Annotated in this window: 17 protein-coding genes; 1 reads left to right on the forward strand and 16 read right to left on the reverse strand. The window is 69.3% G+C overall.

Translation table 11 applies throughout. From position 1 onward, the window contains the following. Positions 1-217: 217 nt before the first annotated feature. Positions 218-2,074: a glutamine--fructose-6-phosphate transaminase (isomerizing) gene (glmS, locus tag ACZ7BZ_RS12840; protein ID WP_380460906.1), complete on the reverse strand. Its 1,857-nt coding sequence runs from the start codon at positions 2,072-2,074 to the stop codon at positions 218-220. 99 nt (positions 2,075-2,173) lie between these two features. Here glmS and coaA point away from each other — a divergent pair, with 99 nt between their 5' ends. Then, positions 2,174-3,169, forward strand: coding sequence for a type I pantothenate kinase (coaA, locus tag ACZ7BZ_RS12845; protein WP_380460904.1), 996 nt, complete (start codon positions 2,174-2,176; stop codon positions 3,167-3,169). A 91-nt stretch (positions 3,170-3,260) separates the two neighbouring features. On the opposite strand, the gene glmM is transcribed toward coaA, so the two are convergent. The 15 genes from glmM to secY form a co-directional block, all read right to left on the reverse strand. Beyond that, complete coding sequence (gene glmM, locus ACZ7BZ_RS12850; protein WP_470358380.1) at positions 3,261-4,625, reverse strand: phosphoglucosamine mutase; 1,365 nt, start codon at positions 4,623-4,625, stop codon at positions 3,261-3,263. A 162-nt stretch (positions 4,626-4,787) separates the two neighbouring features. Then, positions 4,788-5,297 carry a 30S ribosomal protein S9 gene (rpsI, locus tag ACZ7BZ_RS12855; protein ID WP_350503556.1) on the reverse strand — a complete coding sequence of 170 codons (510 nt, stop codon included), beginning with the start codon at positions 5,295-5,297 and terminating at the stop codon, positions 4,788-4,790. Positions 5,298-5,342: 45 nt separating this feature from the next. Next, complete coding sequence (gene rplM, locus ACZ7BZ_RS12860) at positions 5,343-5,786, reverse strand: 50S ribosomal protein L13 (protein ID WP_030055846.1); 444 nt, start codon at positions 5,784-5,786, stop codon at positions 5,343-5,345. A gap of 232 nt (positions 5,787-6,018) precedes the next feature. Next, a complete protein-coding gene (locus ACZ7BZ_RS12865; RefSeq protein ID WP_470358381.1) occupies positions 6,019-7,677 on the reverse strand; it encodes an ABC-F family ATP-binding cassette domain-containing protein in 1,659 nt (552 codons plus the stop codon). Positions 7,678-7,718: 41 nt separating this feature from the next. Continuing rightward, a complete protein-coding gene (truA, locus tag ACZ7BZ_RS12870) occupies positions 7,719-8,630 on the reverse strand; it encodes a tRNA pseudouridine(38-40) synthase TruA (RefSeq protein ID WP_470358382.1) in 912 nt (303 codons plus the stop codon). Between the two features lie 80 nt (positions 8,631-8,710). Further along, positions 8,711-9,187, reverse strand: a complete 477-nt coding sequence (gene rplQ, locus ACZ7BZ_RS12875; RefSeq protein ID WP_470358383.1) for a 50S ribosomal protein L17 — start codon at positions 9,185-9,187, stop codon at positions 8,711-8,713. A gap of 129 nt (positions 9,188-9,316) precedes the next feature. Continuing rightward, positions 9,317-10,339 carry a DNA-directed RNA polymerase subunit alpha gene (locus tag ACZ7BZ_RS12880; RefSeq protein WP_030055844.1) on the reverse strand — a complete coding sequence of 341 codons (1,023 nt, stop codon included), beginning with the start codon at positions 10,337-10,339 and terminating at the stop codon, positions 9,317-9,319. A 150-nt stretch (positions 10,340-10,489) separates the two neighbouring features. Further along, positions 10,490-10,897, reverse strand: coding sequence for a 30S ribosomal protein S11 (rpsK, locus tag ACZ7BZ_RS12885; protein ID WP_030232513.1), 408 nt, complete (start codon positions 10,895-10,897; stop codon positions 10,490-10,492). Between the two features lie 72 nt (positions 10,898-10,969). Then, positions 10,970-11,350: a 30S ribosomal protein S13 gene (rpsM, locus tag ACZ7BZ_RS12890; RefSeq protein ID WP_316523629.1), complete on the reverse strand. Its 381-nt coding sequence runs from the start codon at positions 11,348-11,350 to the stop codon at positions 10,970-10,972. A gap of 176 nt (positions 11,351-11,526) precedes the next feature. Further along, entirely contained in the window at positions 11,527-11,640 is a 114-nt protein-coding gene (gene rpmJ / locus ACZ7BZ_RS12895) for a 50S ribosomal protein L36 (RefSeq protein WP_003956441.1), read from the reverse strand. Positions 11,641-11,673: 33 nt separating this feature from the next. Next, on the reverse strand, positions 11,674-11,895 hold the full coding sequence (gene infA, locus ACZ7BZ_RS12900) for a translation initiation factor IF-1 (RefSeq protein ID WP_003956442.1): 222 nt from the start codon (positions 11,893-11,895) through the stop codon (positions 11,674-11,676). A 194-nt stretch (positions 11,896-12,089) separates the two neighbouring features. Then, a complete protein-coding gene (gene mscL, locus ACZ7BZ_RS12905) occupies positions 12,090-12,515 on the reverse strand; it encodes a large conductance mechanosensitive channel protein MscL (RefSeq protein ID WP_470358384.1) in 426 nt (141 codons plus the stop codon). A 129-nt stretch (positions 12,516-12,644) separates the two neighbouring features. Then, positions 12,645-13,484: a type I methionyl aminopeptidase gene (gene map, locus ACZ7BZ_RS12910; protein WP_380460892.1), complete on the reverse strand. Its 840-nt coding sequence runs from the start codon at positions 13,482-13,484 to the stop codon at positions 12,645-12,647. A gap of 118 nt (positions 13,485-13,602) precedes the next feature. Next, entirely contained in the window at positions 13,603-14,256 is a 654-nt protein-coding gene (locus ACZ7BZ_RS12915) for an adenylate kinase (protein ID WP_380460890.1), read from the reverse strand. After that, positions 14,256-15,566: a preprotein translocase subunit SecY gene (secY, locus tag ACZ7BZ_RS12920; protein WP_380460888.1), complete on the reverse strand. Its 1,311-nt coding sequence runs from the start codon at positions 15,564-15,566 to the stop codon at positions 14,256-14,258. The genes ACZ7BZ_RS12915 and secY overlap by 1 nt, the downstream gene beginning before the upstream one ends. Positions 15,567-15,833: the final 267 nt, after the last annotated feature.

The raw sequence follows: 15,833 nt of genomic DNA on the forward strand, positions 1-15,833 counted from the left end.
GCAGTCGGCTACCGCCGACGCTAGCCCGCTTCCCCGCCCCGGGGGAGCGGGCCCGCGGCACACTTCCGAGTCCGAGGGCGAGGACCGCACCACCCGCACCCGGGTCGGGTCCGGCACGTCGACCGACCTGCCCGCGCCGTTCCCGTCCACGCACGACACGGCGCCCCCGCGGTAGGACGCAGCCACCGCGGGGGCGCCGTCACCGACGAGCGCGGGACTACTCGACGGTGACCGACTTCGCCAGGTTGCGCGGCTGGTCGACCTCGTGGCCCTTGGCCGTGGCCAGCTCGCAGGCGAAGACCTGGAGCGGGACGGTGGAGACCAACGGCTGGAGCAGGGTCGGGGTGACCGGGATGCGGATCAGGTGGTCCGCGTACGGCACGACGGCCTCGTCGCCCTCCTCCGCGATCACGATGGTGCGGGCGCCGCGGGCCCGGATCTCCTGGATGTTGGAGACGATCTTGTCGTGCAGGATCGACCGCCCGCGCGGCGAGGGCACGACCACCACGACCGGCAGCCCCTCCTCGATCAGCGCGATCGGGCCGTGCTTGAGCTCGCCCGCCGCGAAGCCCTCGGCGTGCATGTAGGCGAGCTCCTTGAGCTTGAGCGCGCCCTCCAGGGCCACCGGGAAGCCGACGTGGCGGCCGAGGAACAGCACCGAGCGGGCGTCGGCCAGCGAGCGGGCCAGCTCGCGCACCGGCTCCATGGTCTCCAGCACCTGCTCGACCTGCTTCGGCGCGTCGCCGAGCTCGCGGATGATGGTGAAGATCTCGTCGCCCCACTTGGTGCCGCGCACCTGGCCCAGGTAGAGGGCGACCAGGTAGCAGGCGACCAGCTGGGTGAGGAACGCCTTGGTGGACGCGACGGCGACCTCCGGCCCGGCGTGGGTGTACAGCACCGCGTCCGACTCGCGCGGGATGGTCGAGCCGTTGGTGTTGCAGATCGCCAGCACCTTGGCGCCCTGCTCACGGGCGTGCCGCAGCGCCATCAGGGTGTCCATGGTCTCGCCGGACTGCGAGATGGCGATGACCAGCGTGCCGGGGCCCATGATCGGGTCGCGGTAGCGGAACTCCGAGGCGACCTCGACCTCGCAGGGGATGCGGGTCCAGTGCTCGATCGCGTACTTGGCGATCATGCCCGCGTGGAACGCGGTGCCACAGGCGACGATGACGACCTTGTCGACCGAGCGCAGGTCCGCGTCGGAGATGCGCAGCTCGTCGAGGGTCAGCCGGCCGTCGGTGCCGATCCGGCCGAGGAGGGTGTCGGCGACGGCCTTCGGCTGCTCGGCGATCTCCTTGAGCATGAAGTAGTCGTAGCCGCCCTTCTCGGCGGCGGAGGCGTCCCAATCGACGTGGTACTCGCGCACGTCGGCCGGGGTGCCGTCGAAGTTGGTGACGGTCACGCCCTCCCGGCGCAGCTCGACGACCTGGTCCTGGCCCAGCTCGATCGCCTCGCGGGTGTGCGCGATGAACGCGGCGACGTCCGAGGCGAGGAAGTTCTCGCCCTCGCCGCGGCCCACCACGAGCGGCGAGTTGCGGCGGGCGCCGACCACCACGTCCGGCGCGTCCGCGTGGACGGCGACCAGGGTGAAGGCGCCGTCCAGTCGGCCGCAGACCACTCGCATGGCCTCGGCCAGGTCACCCTGGTACGCCTCACCGAGCAGGTGGGCGACGACCTCGGTGTCGGTCTCGGACCGGAGGGTGTGGCCGCGCTCGGCGATCTCGGCGCGCAGCTGGGCGAAGTTCTCGATGATGCCGTTGTGGACGACGGCCACCCGGCCGTCGTCGTCCAGGTGGGGGTGGGCGTTGGCGTCCGTCGGGCCGCCGTGGGTGGCCCAGCGGGTGTGGCCGATGCCGGTGGTGCCGCCGGGCAGGGGGGACTCGGCGAGCGACTTCTCCAGGTTGCCGAGCTTGCCGGCCCGCTTGTCCGTGACGAGACTCCACTGCCCCTGGGAGTCCTGCGCCTGCACCGCGACACCGGCCGAGTCATAGCCCCGGTACTCCAGTCGCTGCAGGCCCGCGATTACTACGTCGAGGGCGGACTGCGCGCCCACGTATCCAACAATTCCGCACATGCGTGCCAGCATAAGGGCCGTTCTGTGGCCCTTTTCCCGCCCCGCGCGAACGCTGCGTGACCGACACCACAACCACGGTGAACGGCGCTACGGCTCACAATGGAGCACGTGCTGACCGAACTCTGTACGCGGGGAGCTGCCTCGCCCGGCTCGTCCCCGTCCCCCTATGTGGACCTCAGCCGGGCCGAGTGGAGTGCGCTGCGCGAGCGTACGCCACTGCCGCTGACCGCCGAGGAGGTGGAGCAGCTGCGCGGCCTCGGCACAGCCCTCGACCTCGACGAGGTGCGTGACGTCTACCTGCCCCTGTCCCGACTGCTGAACCTGTACATCCACGCCACGCACGACCTGCGCGGCGCGCTGGGCACCTTCCTGGACACCCCGGACACCGAGCGCACCCGCACGCCGTTCATCATCGGCGTGGCCGGCTCGGTGGCCGTCGGCAAGTCCACCACCGCCCGCCTGCTCCAGGCCCTGCTGGCCCGCTGGCCCGAGCACCCCCGGGTCGAGCTGGTCACCACCGACGGCTTCCTGCTGCCCAACGCCGAGCTGCGCCGCCGGGGCCTGATGGCCCGCAAGGGCTTCCCGGAGTCGTACGACCGCCGGGCGCTGATGCGCTTCGTGGCGGACGTGAAGGCGGGCAAGGACCGGGTCACCGCACCGGTGTACTCCCACCTGGTGTACGACATCGTGCCGGACGTGCGGCTGACGGTGGAGCGCCCGGACATCCTGATCGTCGAGGGGCTGAACGTGCTCCAGCCGGCCCTGCCCGGCACCGACGGCCGCACCCGCCTCGCGGTGGCCGACTACTTCGACTTCTCGATCTACGTCGACGCCCGCACCGACGACATCGAGCACTGGTACCTGGACCGCTTCCGCAAGCTGCGGCAGACGGCCTTCCAGGACCCGAACTCGTACTTCCGCCGCTTCACCGAGGTGCCGGAGGAGGAGGCGATGGAGTACGGCCGGCAGGTCTGGCGCACCATCAACAAGCCCAACCTGCTGGAGAACGTGCTGCCCACCCGTGGCCGGGCCACCCTGGTCCTGCAGAAGGGCCCGGACCACAAGGTCCGCCGGGCACTGCTGCGCAAGCTCTGACCGGGCGAAGGACGCACGGCGAACGCATCCGGCGAAGGACACACCACGAAGGGCCCCCGCACCGGGCGGGGGCCCTTCGCCGTACGGGGCCTCAGCCCAGGTGGGTGCGCACAGCCTCGGCCAGCCGCTGCGCGACCGCCTCGGCCTGTGCCGGGTCGGCGGCCTCGACCATGACCCGGACCAGCGGCTCGGTACCGGAGGGGCGCAGCAGCACCCGGCCGGTGGCGCCCAGCGCGGTCTCGGCCTCGGTGACGGCGGCGGCCAGCTCGGTGCTGGTCCGCACCCGGCTCTTGTCGACGCCCTTGACGTTGATCAGCACCTGCGGCAGACGGGTCATCACGGCGGCCAGGTCGGCCAGCGGCTGCTTGGTGGCGGCCAGTCGGGCGCCCAGCATCAGGCCGGTCAGGGTGCCGTCGCCGGTGGTGGCGTGGTCCAGCAGGATGACGTGGCCGGACTGCTCGCCGCCCAGCGCGAAGCCGTGCTCCTTCATCGCCTCCAGCACGTAGCGGTCGCCGACGGCGGTCTCCACCAGGTCGATGCCCTCGCGCTCCATCGCCAGCTTGAAGCCGAGGTTGGACATCACGGTGGCGACCGCGGTGTTGCGGCGCAGGGTGCCGGCCTCCTTCATGGCGACGGCGAGGATGGCGATGATCTGGTCGCCGTCCACCTCGTTGCCCTCGGCGTCGGCGGCCAGGCAGCGGTCGGCGTCGCCGTCCAGGGCGATGCCGAGGTCGGCCCGGTACTCCTTCATCGCGTCGCGCAGCCGGTCCAGGTGGGTGGAGCCGACGCCGTCGTTGATGTTGAGGCCGGTGGGTTCGGCGCCCAGGGTGTGGACGACCTCGGCGCCGGCCCGGGCGAAGGCCTCGGGGGCGACGTACGCGGCCGCGCCGTGGGCACCGTCGATGACGACCTTGATCCCGTCCAGGCGGTTGGGCAGCACGCCGATCAGGTGGGCGACGTACTTGTCGAAGCCCTCGGTGTACTCGCGGACCCGGCCGACCGCCGCGCCGGTCGGGCGGTTCCAGTCCTCGCCGTCGACGGTGTGCTTGCGGTAGTGGGACTCGATCGCGTCCTCGATCCGGTCGTCCAGCTTGTGGCCGCCGCGGGCGAGGAACTTGATGCCGTTGTCCGGCATGGCGTTGTGGCTGGCGGACAGCATCACGCCGAAGTCGGCGCCGAGCGCGCCGGTGAGGTACGCCACGGCGGGGGTGGGGAGGACACCGACCCGGAGCACGTCGACGCCGGAGCTCGCCAGGCCCGCGATGACCGCGGCCTCCAGGAACTCGCCCGAGGCGCGGGGGTCACGGCCGACGACCGCGACCGGCCGGTGCCCCTCGAAGGCGCCGGCCTCGCCGAGCACGTGGGACGCCGCGACCGACAGGCCGAGCGCCAGCTCCGCCGTCAGGCCCTCGTTGGCCACACCGCGTACGCCGTCCGTACCGAAGAGTCGTCCCACTGTCCCGTCCTCCATCACCATGCTCGGAACCCACCGATGATCCCGGCCGCCGCACGTTAGCCGGGGAACACGTCGCCCCGGAGTACACGAGGTACTCCGGGGCGACGGTTTGCGCAACCAGGGGGTGCACCGCCAGGGCGGGCCGCACCCCCGGGGACGCGATTAGCGCTTGCTGTACTGCGGCGCCTTGCGGGCCTTCTTCAGACCGGCCTTCTTGCGCTCGACGGCGCGGGCGTCACGCATCAGGAAGCCGGCCTTCTTGAGGGCGGCGCGGTTGTTGTCCACGTCGGCCTCGTTCAGGGCACGGGCGACGCCGAGGCGCAGCGCGTAGGCCTGGCCGGAGACGCCGCCACCGCTGATGCGGGCGACGACGTCGTAACGGCCGTCAAGCTCGAGGAGCTTGAAGGGCTCGTTCACGGTCTGCTGGTGCACCTTGTTCGGGAAGTAACCCTCGAGGGTGCGACCGTTGATCTTCCACTGGCCGGTGCCGGGGACGATGCGCACGCGGGCGATCGCCTCCTTGCGACGGCCGAGGCCGGCGCCCGGGGTGGCCTCGCCGAAGCGGCCGGCCAGGGACTCGGAGGTGTAGCTCTCCTCGGAGGTGTACTCGCCCTCGACGGCCTCAACGGCCTCGTCGAAGTCGACCTCAAGGGTTTCAGTGGTCTCGGCCACGATGATCCTCAGCTCTTTTCAGTGTTGGGGGGCTTGGTGGCCGAATTACTGCGCGACCTGGGTGATCTCGAACGGCACCGGCTGCTGGGCAGCGTGGGGGTGCTGGTCGCCCGAGTAGACCTTCAGCTTGGAGAGCATCTGGCGGCCCAGGCTGTTCTTGGGGATCATGCCCTTGATGGCCTTCTCGACGGCCTTCTCGGGGTTGTTCGCCAGCAGGTCGTCGTAGCGCACCGAGCGCAGACCGCCCGGGAAGCCCGAGTGGCGGTAGGCCAGCTTCTGGGTCTTCTTGTTACCGGACAGGTGCACCTTGTCGGCGTTGATGATGATGACGAAGTCACCAGTGTCAACGTGCGGCGCGTAGATCGCCTTGTGCTTGCCCCGGAGGAGGTTGGCGGCCTGGGAGGCCAGGCGGCCGAGCACGACGTCGGTCGCGTCGATGACGTGCCACTGACGCTGGACGTCGCCGGGCTTGGGGCTGTACGTACGCACGGTCGTAGCCTTCGCTTTTCAGTGAGTGAGTCCTGACAGGAGCACCCGGAGGGATGAGCAGCCTGGCCACCCTTGGACGCAATTCAAGGGGGACCGCTGGTCGTCGACCTGATGTCTCCGGCGTACCGACCTCTCACGTGAGATAGAGCGAGCCAATACGCACATCAAGCGTCCAGGTTACCGGGCGGGCGGGAAGGGGTCAAAAAACCCCTGGCGCCCACCCCGCCGTCACTCAGCGTTCGCGCTCGACCCGGGTGACGTCCCAGACCGGTTCGGCCGATTCGAAGACCCGGCCGTCCGCCCCGAACACCAGGAAGCGGTCGAAGGTCTTGGCGAACCAGCGGTCGTGGGTCACGCACAGCACCGTGCCGTCGAAGGCCTCCAGCCCCGCCTGCAGCGCCTCGGCGCTCTCCAGGTCCAGGTTGTCGGTCGGCTCGTCCAGCAACAGGGCCGTCACACCGGAGAGTTCGAGCTTGAGGATCATCAGCCGGGCCTGCTGCCCGCCGGACAGCGACTCGAACTTCTGCTCCTCCTGGCGGTCCAGCTCGTACCGTCGCAGCGCGCCCATCGCGGCGCCGCGGCTGAGCGCGTGCTCCTCCTCGATGATCGAGCGGACGGTACGGCCGAACAGCTCCGGGTGGGCGTGGGTCTGCCGGAAGTGGCCGGGGACGACCCGGGCGCCGAGCTTCCAGTCGCCGGTGTGGGCCACGCTGCCGTCGCCCGCGAGCAGCCGCAGCAGGTGCGACTTGCCGGCCCCGTTGGCGCCCAGCACCGCGACCCGCTCGCCGTAGAAGACCTCCAGGTCGAAGGGCTGCATCAGGCCGGTGAGCTCCAGCCGCTCCATGGTGAAGGCCCGCACCCCGGTGCGCCCGCCCTTGAGCCGCATGGAGATGCTCTGCTCGCGCGGCGGCGCCTCCGGCGGGCCGGCGTCCTCGAACTTCTTCAGCCGGGTCTGGGCGGCCGCGTAGCGGGAGGCCATCTCGTGGCTGACGGCGGCGGCCTGACGCAGGTTGACCACCAGCTTCTTGAGCTTGGCGTGCTCCTCGTCCCAGCGGCGGCGCAGCTCCTCGAACCGCTCGAAGCGGGCCTTGCGGGCCTCGTGGAAGGTGTCGAAGCCGCCGCCGTGCACCCAGACGCTGCTGCCGGCACCGCCGGACTCGACGCTGATGATCTTGTCCGCGGTGCGGGAGAGCAGCTCGCGGTCGTGCGAGATGAACAGGACGGTCTTCGAGGTGGCCTTGATGGCCTCCTCCAGCCAGCGCTTGGCGGGGACGTCCAGGTAGTTGTCCGGCTCGTCGAGCAGCAGCACCTCGTCGGGGCCGCGCAGCAGCGCCTCCAGCACCAGCCGCTTCTGCTCGCCGCCGGAGAGGGTGTTCAGGCCCCGCCACTGGGCCTTGTCGAAGGGCGTCCCGAGGGCCGCCATGGTGCAGACGTCCCAGTCGGTCTCGTAGTCGTAGCCGCCGACGTCCGCCCAGTCGGAGAGCGCCTGGGCGTAAGCCATCTGCGTCTTCTCGTCGTCCTGGGCGATCATCGCCAGCTCGGCGGCGTCCACCGCGCGGGCGGCCTTGGCGATCCGCTCCGGGGCGACCGAGACGAGCAGGTCGCGCACCGACGCGTCGGCGGGCAGGGCACCCGGGGTGGCGCTCTGGTCCTCGCGGCCGGTGGTGCCGACGAACTGGCGCATCACGCCGAGCCCGCCGCTGATCGTCACCGTGCCGCCGTGCGGCTGGATGTCCCCCGCGATCATGCGCAGCAGAGTGGTCTTGCCGGCCCCGTTGGCGCCCACCAGGGCCACCGCGGCGCCCTCACCGACCCGGAAGGACGCGTCGTCGAACAGCACCCGCCCGTCCGGCAGGTAGTACTCCAGGTGCGAAATCTCGACGTGTCCCATAGCAGGGATTGTCCCAAGCGGACGCCCCGGACCAAAACCGATTACGAGGCGACGGGCTGCCCGGGCAGCGTGCGCATCCGCCTGGCCTGCCGGTTCCGCTCGGCGAGCTGGTCGTCCGGCGGGTAGCCGACCTCCTCCAGGGTGAGCCCGTAGGGGCGGATCACGTTGACGGCCGAGTTGCGGACCCCGCCAGCCAGCACCTCGCCGGGGAACTCCACCGGCCGGTGCCCGTCGCCGACCAGCAGCATCGCGCCGACCAGCGCCCTGACCATGTTGTGGCAGAAGGCGTCGGCCCGGACGGTGGCCACCGCCAGGGTGCCCTCCTGGCTCGCGTAGGCGTCCACCGGGACGCGGTCCCAGTGCAGCTCCAGCAAGGTGCGGATGGTGGTGGCGCCCTCGCGCTTCTTGCAGTACGCGGCGAAGTCGTGCTCGCCGAGCAGCAGCTTCGCGGCCTCGTTCATCCGGTCCACGTCCAGCGGCCGGTCGTGCCAGAGCACGTGTCCGCGCAGCAGCGGGTCGACCCCGCCGGGGTGGTCGGCGACCCGGTACGCGTACCGGCGCCAGATCGCCGAGAAGCGGGCGTCGAACCCGGCCGGCGCCTCGCCGACCCGGTAGATCCGGACGTCCCCGGGCAGCCGCCCGGCCAGCCGGCGGAGCAGCTTCTCCCGGTGCGCCTCCCACAGCTCGGCCGGCAGGTCGACGTGGGCGACCTGGCCGCGGGCGTGGACGCCTGCGTCGGTGCGGCCGGCCACGGTCAGCGGGAAGAGCTCCCGGCTGCGGGTGACGACCTGCAGCGCGCTCTCGATCTCCTCCTGGACCGTCCGGCGGCCGCCCTTCTGGCGGGCCCAGCCGGAGAACTCGGCGCCCTGGTAGGCGAGGTCGAGCCGGACCCGGACGTACCCGTCGGCCGGGCCGTCCTTCACCGGCGGCTGCTCGGCACAATCGTTGACCACTGCTGTTCCTCTCCCGGGACGAGAAAACGGGCCCGCTCCCCCATCGCTGGGGAAGCGGGCCCGCAACACACCTGGCGGTGTCAGGCCTGCTCGGCGACCTCGGCCTCGTCGGCCTTGGGGGCCTCGACCTTGGCGTCGGCCTCCTTGACGGCCCGCTTGGTGGCGGCCTCGGCCTCGCCGACGGCGGTCTGCGCGACGGTCAGCGCCTCGACCAGCTCGATCACGGCCATCGGGGCGTTGTCGCCACGACGGGGACCGATCTTGGTGATACGGGTGTAACCACCCGGGCGGTTCTCGTAGCGCGGCGCGATCTCGGTGAAGAGGGTGTGCAGCACGGCGATGTCCGTGATGGTCTTGCGCACCAGGCGACGGTTGTGGATGTCGCCCTTCTTCGCCTTGGTGATGAGCTTCTCCGCCAGCGGGCGCATCCGACGGGCCTTGGCCTCGGTCGTGGTGATGCGGCCGTACTGGAACAGCTCCCGGCACAGACCGGCGAGCAGCAGCGGCTCGTGGTGCGGGCCGCCGCCGAGGCGGGCACCCTTGGTGGGACGCGGCATGGAATTACTCCTTGGATCTCCGACTGCGGCCGTACCAGGTACCGCAGCGGGCGTACGGGCACTGTGCCCGCACGGCTTTCATGACGACGGGGACGGTCCTCGGAAGAACCGCCCCCGCGGCCAAATCTCTTAGTACTGCTCGGTCTCCGCGTAACCCGCGTCGTCCAGGTCGTCGGCGCCGAAGGCGTCGGCGGCGGCGGTCGGGTCGAACCCGGGCGGGCTGTCCTTGAGGGCCAGGCCCATGCCGGCCAGCTTCGCCTTGACCTCGTCGATCGACTTCGCACCGAAGTTGCGGATGTCGAGCAGGTCGGCCTCCGAGCGGGCGACGAGCTCACCCACCGTGTGGATGCCCTCGCGCTTGAGGCAGTTGTAGGAGCGGACCGTGAGCTCCAGCTCCTCGATCGGCAGCGCCAGGTCGGCGGCCAGGGCGGCGTCCGTCGGGGACGGGCCCATGTCGATGCCCTCGGCGTCGATGTTCAGCTCGCGGGCGAGACCGAACAGCTCCACCAGGGTCTTGCCGGCCGAGGCCATGGCGTCGCGCGGACGCATGGCGGGCTTGGTCTCGACGTCGACGATCAGCTTGTCGAAGTCGGTCCGCTGCTCGACACGGGTGGCCTCGACCTTGTAGGTGACCTTCAGCACGGGGCTGTAGATCGAGTCGACCGGGATGCGGCCGATCTCCTGGCCGGAGGCCTTGTTCTGGACGGCGGAGACGTAGCCGCGACCGCGCTCGACGGTCAGCTCCATCTCCAGCTTGCCCTTGCCGTTCAGGGTGGCGAGGACCAGCTCGGGGTTGTGCACCTCGACACCCGCCGGCGGGGCGATGTCGGCGGCGGTCACGACGCCCGGGCCCTGCTTGCGCAGGTACATCACGACCGGCTCGTCGTGCTCCGAGGAGACGACCAGCTGCTTGATGTTGAGGATGAGGTCGGTCACGTCCTCCTTGACGCCCGGCACGGTGGTGAACTCGTGCAGGACGCCGTCGATGCGGATGCTGGTGACAGCGGCACCCGGGATCGACGACAGGAGCGTGCGGCGCAGGGAGTTGCCGAGGGTGTAGCCGAAGCCCGGCTCCAGCGGCTCGATCACGAACCGGGAGCGGAACTCGTCGACGACCTCTTCGGTCAGCGAGGGACGCTGAGCGATAAGCATGGGGTTTCGATCCTCCAGTCTTCGGCGCCCACTATTTGACGCCGAACGGACGGCCATGAGGCGATGGCCTCATGCCAAGCGTACGGGGTCCCGCGGAAAACGGGACCCCGTACGAGGTTTAAAGCAGACTGCGAGCCCGAAGGCGCTGCGTCAGACGCGGCGGCGCTTCGGCGGACGGCAGCCGTTGTGCGGGGTGGGGGTGACGTCCTGGATCGAGCCGACCTCCAGGCCGGTGGCCTGGAGCGAACGGATCGCGGTCTCGCGGCCGGAGCCCGGACCCTTCACGAAGACGTCGACCTTGCGCATGCCGTGCTCCTGCGCGCGACGGGCAGCGGCCTCGGCGGCCATCTGCGCGGCGAACGGGGTGGACTTGCGCGAGCCCTTGAAGCCGACGTGGCCGGCGGAGGCCCAGGAGATCACGTTGCCCGCGGGGTCGGTGATCGAAACGATGGTGTTGTTGAACGTGCTCTTGATGTGCGCGTGGCCGTGAGCGACGTTCTTCTTTTCCTTGCGGCGGATCTTCTTCGCGCCGGCAGCCTGACGACCCTTGGGGGGCATAAGTCTGTTCTCCTACTGAGGTGGTCGGTCCGCTGACCCGCGGGCCGGAGGGATGTCCGGTTACGGGACGGACTACTTCTTGCCCGGCTTCTTCTTGCCGGCGATCGCGCGACGCGGGCCCTTGCGGGTACGCGCGTTGGTGTGGGTGCGCTGGCCGCGGACCGGCAGGCCACGGCGGTGACGCAGACCCTCGTAGCAGCCGATCTCGACCTTGCGGCGGATGTCGGCGGCCACCTCACGGCGGAGGTCACCCTCGACCGTGTAGTTGGCGTCGATGTACTGGCTCAGCTTGACCAGGTCGTCCTCGGTGATGTCGCGAACGCGGACATCCGGGTTGACGCCGGTCTCGGCGAGGGTCTGCTGGGCGCGGGTACGGCCGATGCCGTACACGTACGTAAGGGCGATCTCGATCCGCTTCTCACGGGGGAGATCAACGCCGGCGAGGCGTGCCATTCAAGGCTCCTGTGGTTCTTCAGAGGTCTGACGAGCCACCTACTCCGACACCTCACGGTGAGGGAGCCCCGGCCTCTGACCGGGGGCGGCAGTCCGTCCCTTCCGGGACGGATCGGGTGACCCGCGTATGACGTTTTCGCGTCGCGCGAAGTACTACGAGAAATGCGGGAGGGAGATCAGCCCTGGCGCTGCTTGTGGCGCAGGTTGTCGCAGATCACCATGACCCGGCCGTGACGGCGGATCACCTTGCACTTGTCGCAGATCTTCTTGACGCTCGGCTTGACCTTCATGGTTCAGGTTCTCCGGGTCTAGATCTGACGTTCTTACTTGTAGCGGTAGACGATCCGGCCGCGCGTGAGGTCGTAGGGGCTGAGCTCCACGACCACCCGGTCGTCCGGCAGGATGCGGATGTAGTGCATGCGCATCTTGCCACTGATGTGCGCGAGGACCTTGTGACCGTTCTGCAGCTCGACCTTGAACATCGCGTTCGGAAGAGACTCGATCACGGTGCCCTCGATCTCAATGGCGCCTTGCTTCTTAGCCATGAACTGCGAGATCCACCTTCCGGGACCGGCTACCGTATGCGGAACGCTCGTGCGAACCTGGGTTCACCCCGTCCCCGGAGGGATGAGGGCGCGCTGAAGCACGCTACGAGTGAGCCGACGGTCCATCCTACGCCAGCGCGTCCCACGGTCCAAAACGGGGGTACCGGAAGGAGTCCACCGTCACACCGGTCGCGTCAGACCCCGGTGGGGATGGTCAGCGGCTCGACGTGGGCGGTGCAGGCCGAGCAGCGGCGGGCGGCCTGCGGGATCTCGGTCAGGCACTCGGGGCAGGGGCGCTTGGGGGCCTTCGGCTTCTTCGGCAGGTACCGCTCGGTGGCCTTGGTGATCGGCAGCACGACGCAGAAGTACAGCACCGCGGCGGTCATGAAGAAGGCGATCAGCACGTTCAGGAACTGGCCGTACGGGAACTTCACCCCGCCTATCTCGGCCTTGTACGAGCTGAAGTCGCCGGCCGCACCGACCACCACGCCCACCAGCGGGGTGAGGAAGGCGGAGACGAAGCCGGTCACCACCGCGGTGAACGCGGCACCGATGACCACACCGACCGCCATGTCGATGACGTTGCCGCGCATCATGAAGTCGCGGAATCCCTTGAGCACGTGCTCTCTCCTGCTCGCTCGTAAGCCGACTGCCACTGCCAGCCGTTAAAAATAGGACAAAAGCCCTGGAGGTCCAAACCTCCAGGGCTCTGATCCCTTGTCAGGGGCGGCGATCGGCCACCGCGGCGACTACGCCAGCGGGTCCGGAGCCGCGGTGATGCCCAGCTTGGCGAGCTCGGCCTTGCCGCCGTCGAAGGCGGTCAGCACCAGCGGACCCTGCTCGGTGACGGCCACCGAGTGCTCCCAGTGCGAGGCCCAGGTGCCGTCGTTGGTGACGACCGTCCACTCGTCGTCCAGCACCGCGGTGTGCGGGGTGCCCAGCGAGACCATCGGCTCGATCGCCAGCACGGTGCCGGGGACGAGCTTCGGGCCCTTGCCGCGGCCGCGCTCGACGTAGTTCAGCACGTGCGGCTCCATGTGCATCGCGGTGCCGATGCCGTGGCCGCCGTAGCCCTCGGTGATGCCCCACTTGCCCTTGGGCGGCAGCGGCTGGCGGCGGATGAAGCCCTCGATCGCCTTGGAGACGTCCACCAGGCGGTTGTTCTTCTTCATCTGGGCGATGCCGGCCCACATCGAGCCCTCGGTCACCCGGCTGAGCATCTCGACCTCGGGGCGGACCTCGCCGACCGCGACGGTGATCGCCGAGTCGCCGTGCCAGCCGTCCAGGATGGCGCCGCAGTCGATCGAGATGATGTCGCCCTCCTGCAGCACCCGCTCTCCGGGGATGCCGTGCACGACCTCGTTGTTCACCGAGGCGCAGATGACGCCCGGGAACCACAACCCGCCGTGGTGGGCGCGGAAGTTCGAGGTGGCGCCGTGGTCGGTGATGACCTTGTCGGCGATGTCGTTGAGCTCCTGGGTGGTCACCCCGGGAGCGACCGCCTCGCGGCAGGCCTTGAGCGCCTCGGCGACGACCAGCCCGGCCGCCCGCATCTTCGCGATCTGCTCGGGGGTCTTGATCTCCACCATCAGGTCACGCCTTCCAAGTCCGGATTACCACTGCCTACCACCGTACGACGTCGAAAACGGCCGGGCCGCCCGCTCCACGGGCGACCCGGCCGTTCCACGCGTACCTCGCCGAGCGAACTCAGCCGTTCTGCTTCAGCGCCTCGATCGCGCGCTGGGTGACCTCGTCCACCTTGCCGAGGGCCGAGATGGTCGCCACCAGGCCCTGCTGGACGTAGTAGTCGATGATCGGCTCGGTCTCCGTGTGGTAGACCTCCAGGCGCGTGCGCACCTTCTCCTCGGTGTCGTCCGAGCGCTGGTACAGCTCGCCGCCGCACTCGTCGCAGACGCCGTCGACCTTCGGCGGGTTGTAGTCCACGTGGAACACGTGGCCCCCGTCGTTGCGGCACAGGCGGCGGCCGGCGATCCGGCGGACGACCTCGTCCTCGGGGACCTCCAGGTCCAGCACGCCGTCCAGCTCGATGCCCTGCTCGGCGAGGAACTCGTCGAGCGCCTTGGCCTGCCCCAGGTTGCGGGGGAAGCCGTCGAGCAGGAAGCCGTTGGCCGCGTCGGCCTGCAGCATGCGGTCCTTGGCCATCCCGATGGTGACCTCATCCGGCACCAGGCGACCCGCGTCCATGTAGCTCTTGGCCTCGAGCCCCAGCGGGGTGCCCTGACCGATGTTGGCGCGGAACAGGTCGCCGGTGGAGATGTGGGGGATGGACAGGGTCTTGGCGAGCAGGTGCGCCTGAGTACCCTTCCCGGCCCCGGGAGGACCAACGAGGACGATACGCATCAGCGGAGGAACCCTTCGTAATTGCGCTGCTGGAGCTGGCTCTCGATCTGCTTCACAGTTTCGAGTCCGACGCCGACGACGATGAGCACGCTGGTGCCGCCGAACGGGAAGTTGGTCTGCTGTCCGAAGGCGACCAGGGCGATCATCGGGATCAACGCGATCAGGCCCAGGTAGAGCGAACCCGGCCACGTGATACGGGTCAGCACGTAGTTCAGGTACTCGGCCGTCGGTCGGCCGGCCCGGATGCCCGGGATGAAGCCACCATACTTCTTCATATTGTCGGCAACTTCTTCGGGGTTGAAGGAGATGGCGACGTAGAAGAAGGCGAAGAACACGATCAGCAGGAAGTAGGTGGCCATGTAGATCGGGTGGTCACCCTTGACGAAGTTCTGCTTGATCCAGACCGCCCAGCCCGCCTGGCTGTTGGTCAGCTGGACCACCAGGGCCGGGATGTACAGCAGCGACGAGGCGAAGATGACCGGGATGACACCGGCCTGGTTCACCTTGAGCGGGATGTAGGTCGAAGTGCCGCCGAACGCCCGGCGGCCGATCATGCGCTTTGCGTACTGGACCGGGATCCGGCGCTGGGCCTGCTCCACGAAGATGACCAGCATCACAACGATGACGCCGACGGCCACCACGGAGAGGAACTCGACCCAGCCGCCGCCGATGGTGCCGGACTGCTTGATGGCCCACATCGAGGACGGGAACTGCGCGGCGATCGAGGTGAAGATCAGCAGCGACATGCCGTTGCCGATGCCGCGGTCGGTGATCAGCTCACCGAGCCACATGATGACCGTGGTGCCGGCCGTCATCGTGATGACCATGACCGCGATCCGGAACACCGAGGTGTCCGGAACGATCTGGTTGGCGTACACGCAGCCCGAGAACAGCGCACCGCTGGAGGCCGTCGCGACGATGCCGGTGCCCTGGAGCACGGCGAGCGCGATGGTCAGGTAGCGGGTGTACTGGGTGATCTTCGCCTGCCCGGCCTGGCCCTCCTTCTTCAGCGCCTCCAGTCGCGGGATCACGACGGTGAGGAGCTGGAGGATGATGCTCGCCGTGATGTACGGCATGATGCCGAGCGCGAAGATCGTCAACTGGAGCAGTGCGCCACCGCTGAACAGGTTGACGAGCCCGAAGAGGCCGTTGTTCTTGGTCTCCTTCACGCACTCGTTCACGGCCGTGAAGCTCACGCCCGGGATCGGAATGTGCGAGCCCAGGCGGAACAGCACCATGATGCCCAGCGTGAACAGCAGCTTCTTGCGCAGGTCGGGCGTCTGGAACGCCCGCGCGAACGCACTGAGCACGGTGCCTCCTGCGCCTCCCGCGCGTCGTCGGCGGGAGGGTCGGTCCTGAATGGGGAGTTTGCGGTACGGGCTCCCGTACAGACGGCACAGGCGAGCCTACGCGCAGCCTACAAGGGAACTCCACGGACTCTAACAGTGCGCGGCCACTCGAAAGAAGCGCGTACCGTCCCTCCCCCACTCACGGGGGTACGGGATGCCCGGTTTTGCCACACAAAAGAACGAGCGCCGGTACCGCCGGATTTCGGCTCCGGGTGAAAGTCGCGGTAA

The organism is Kitasatospora sp. NPDC036934, assembly GCF_055608425.1.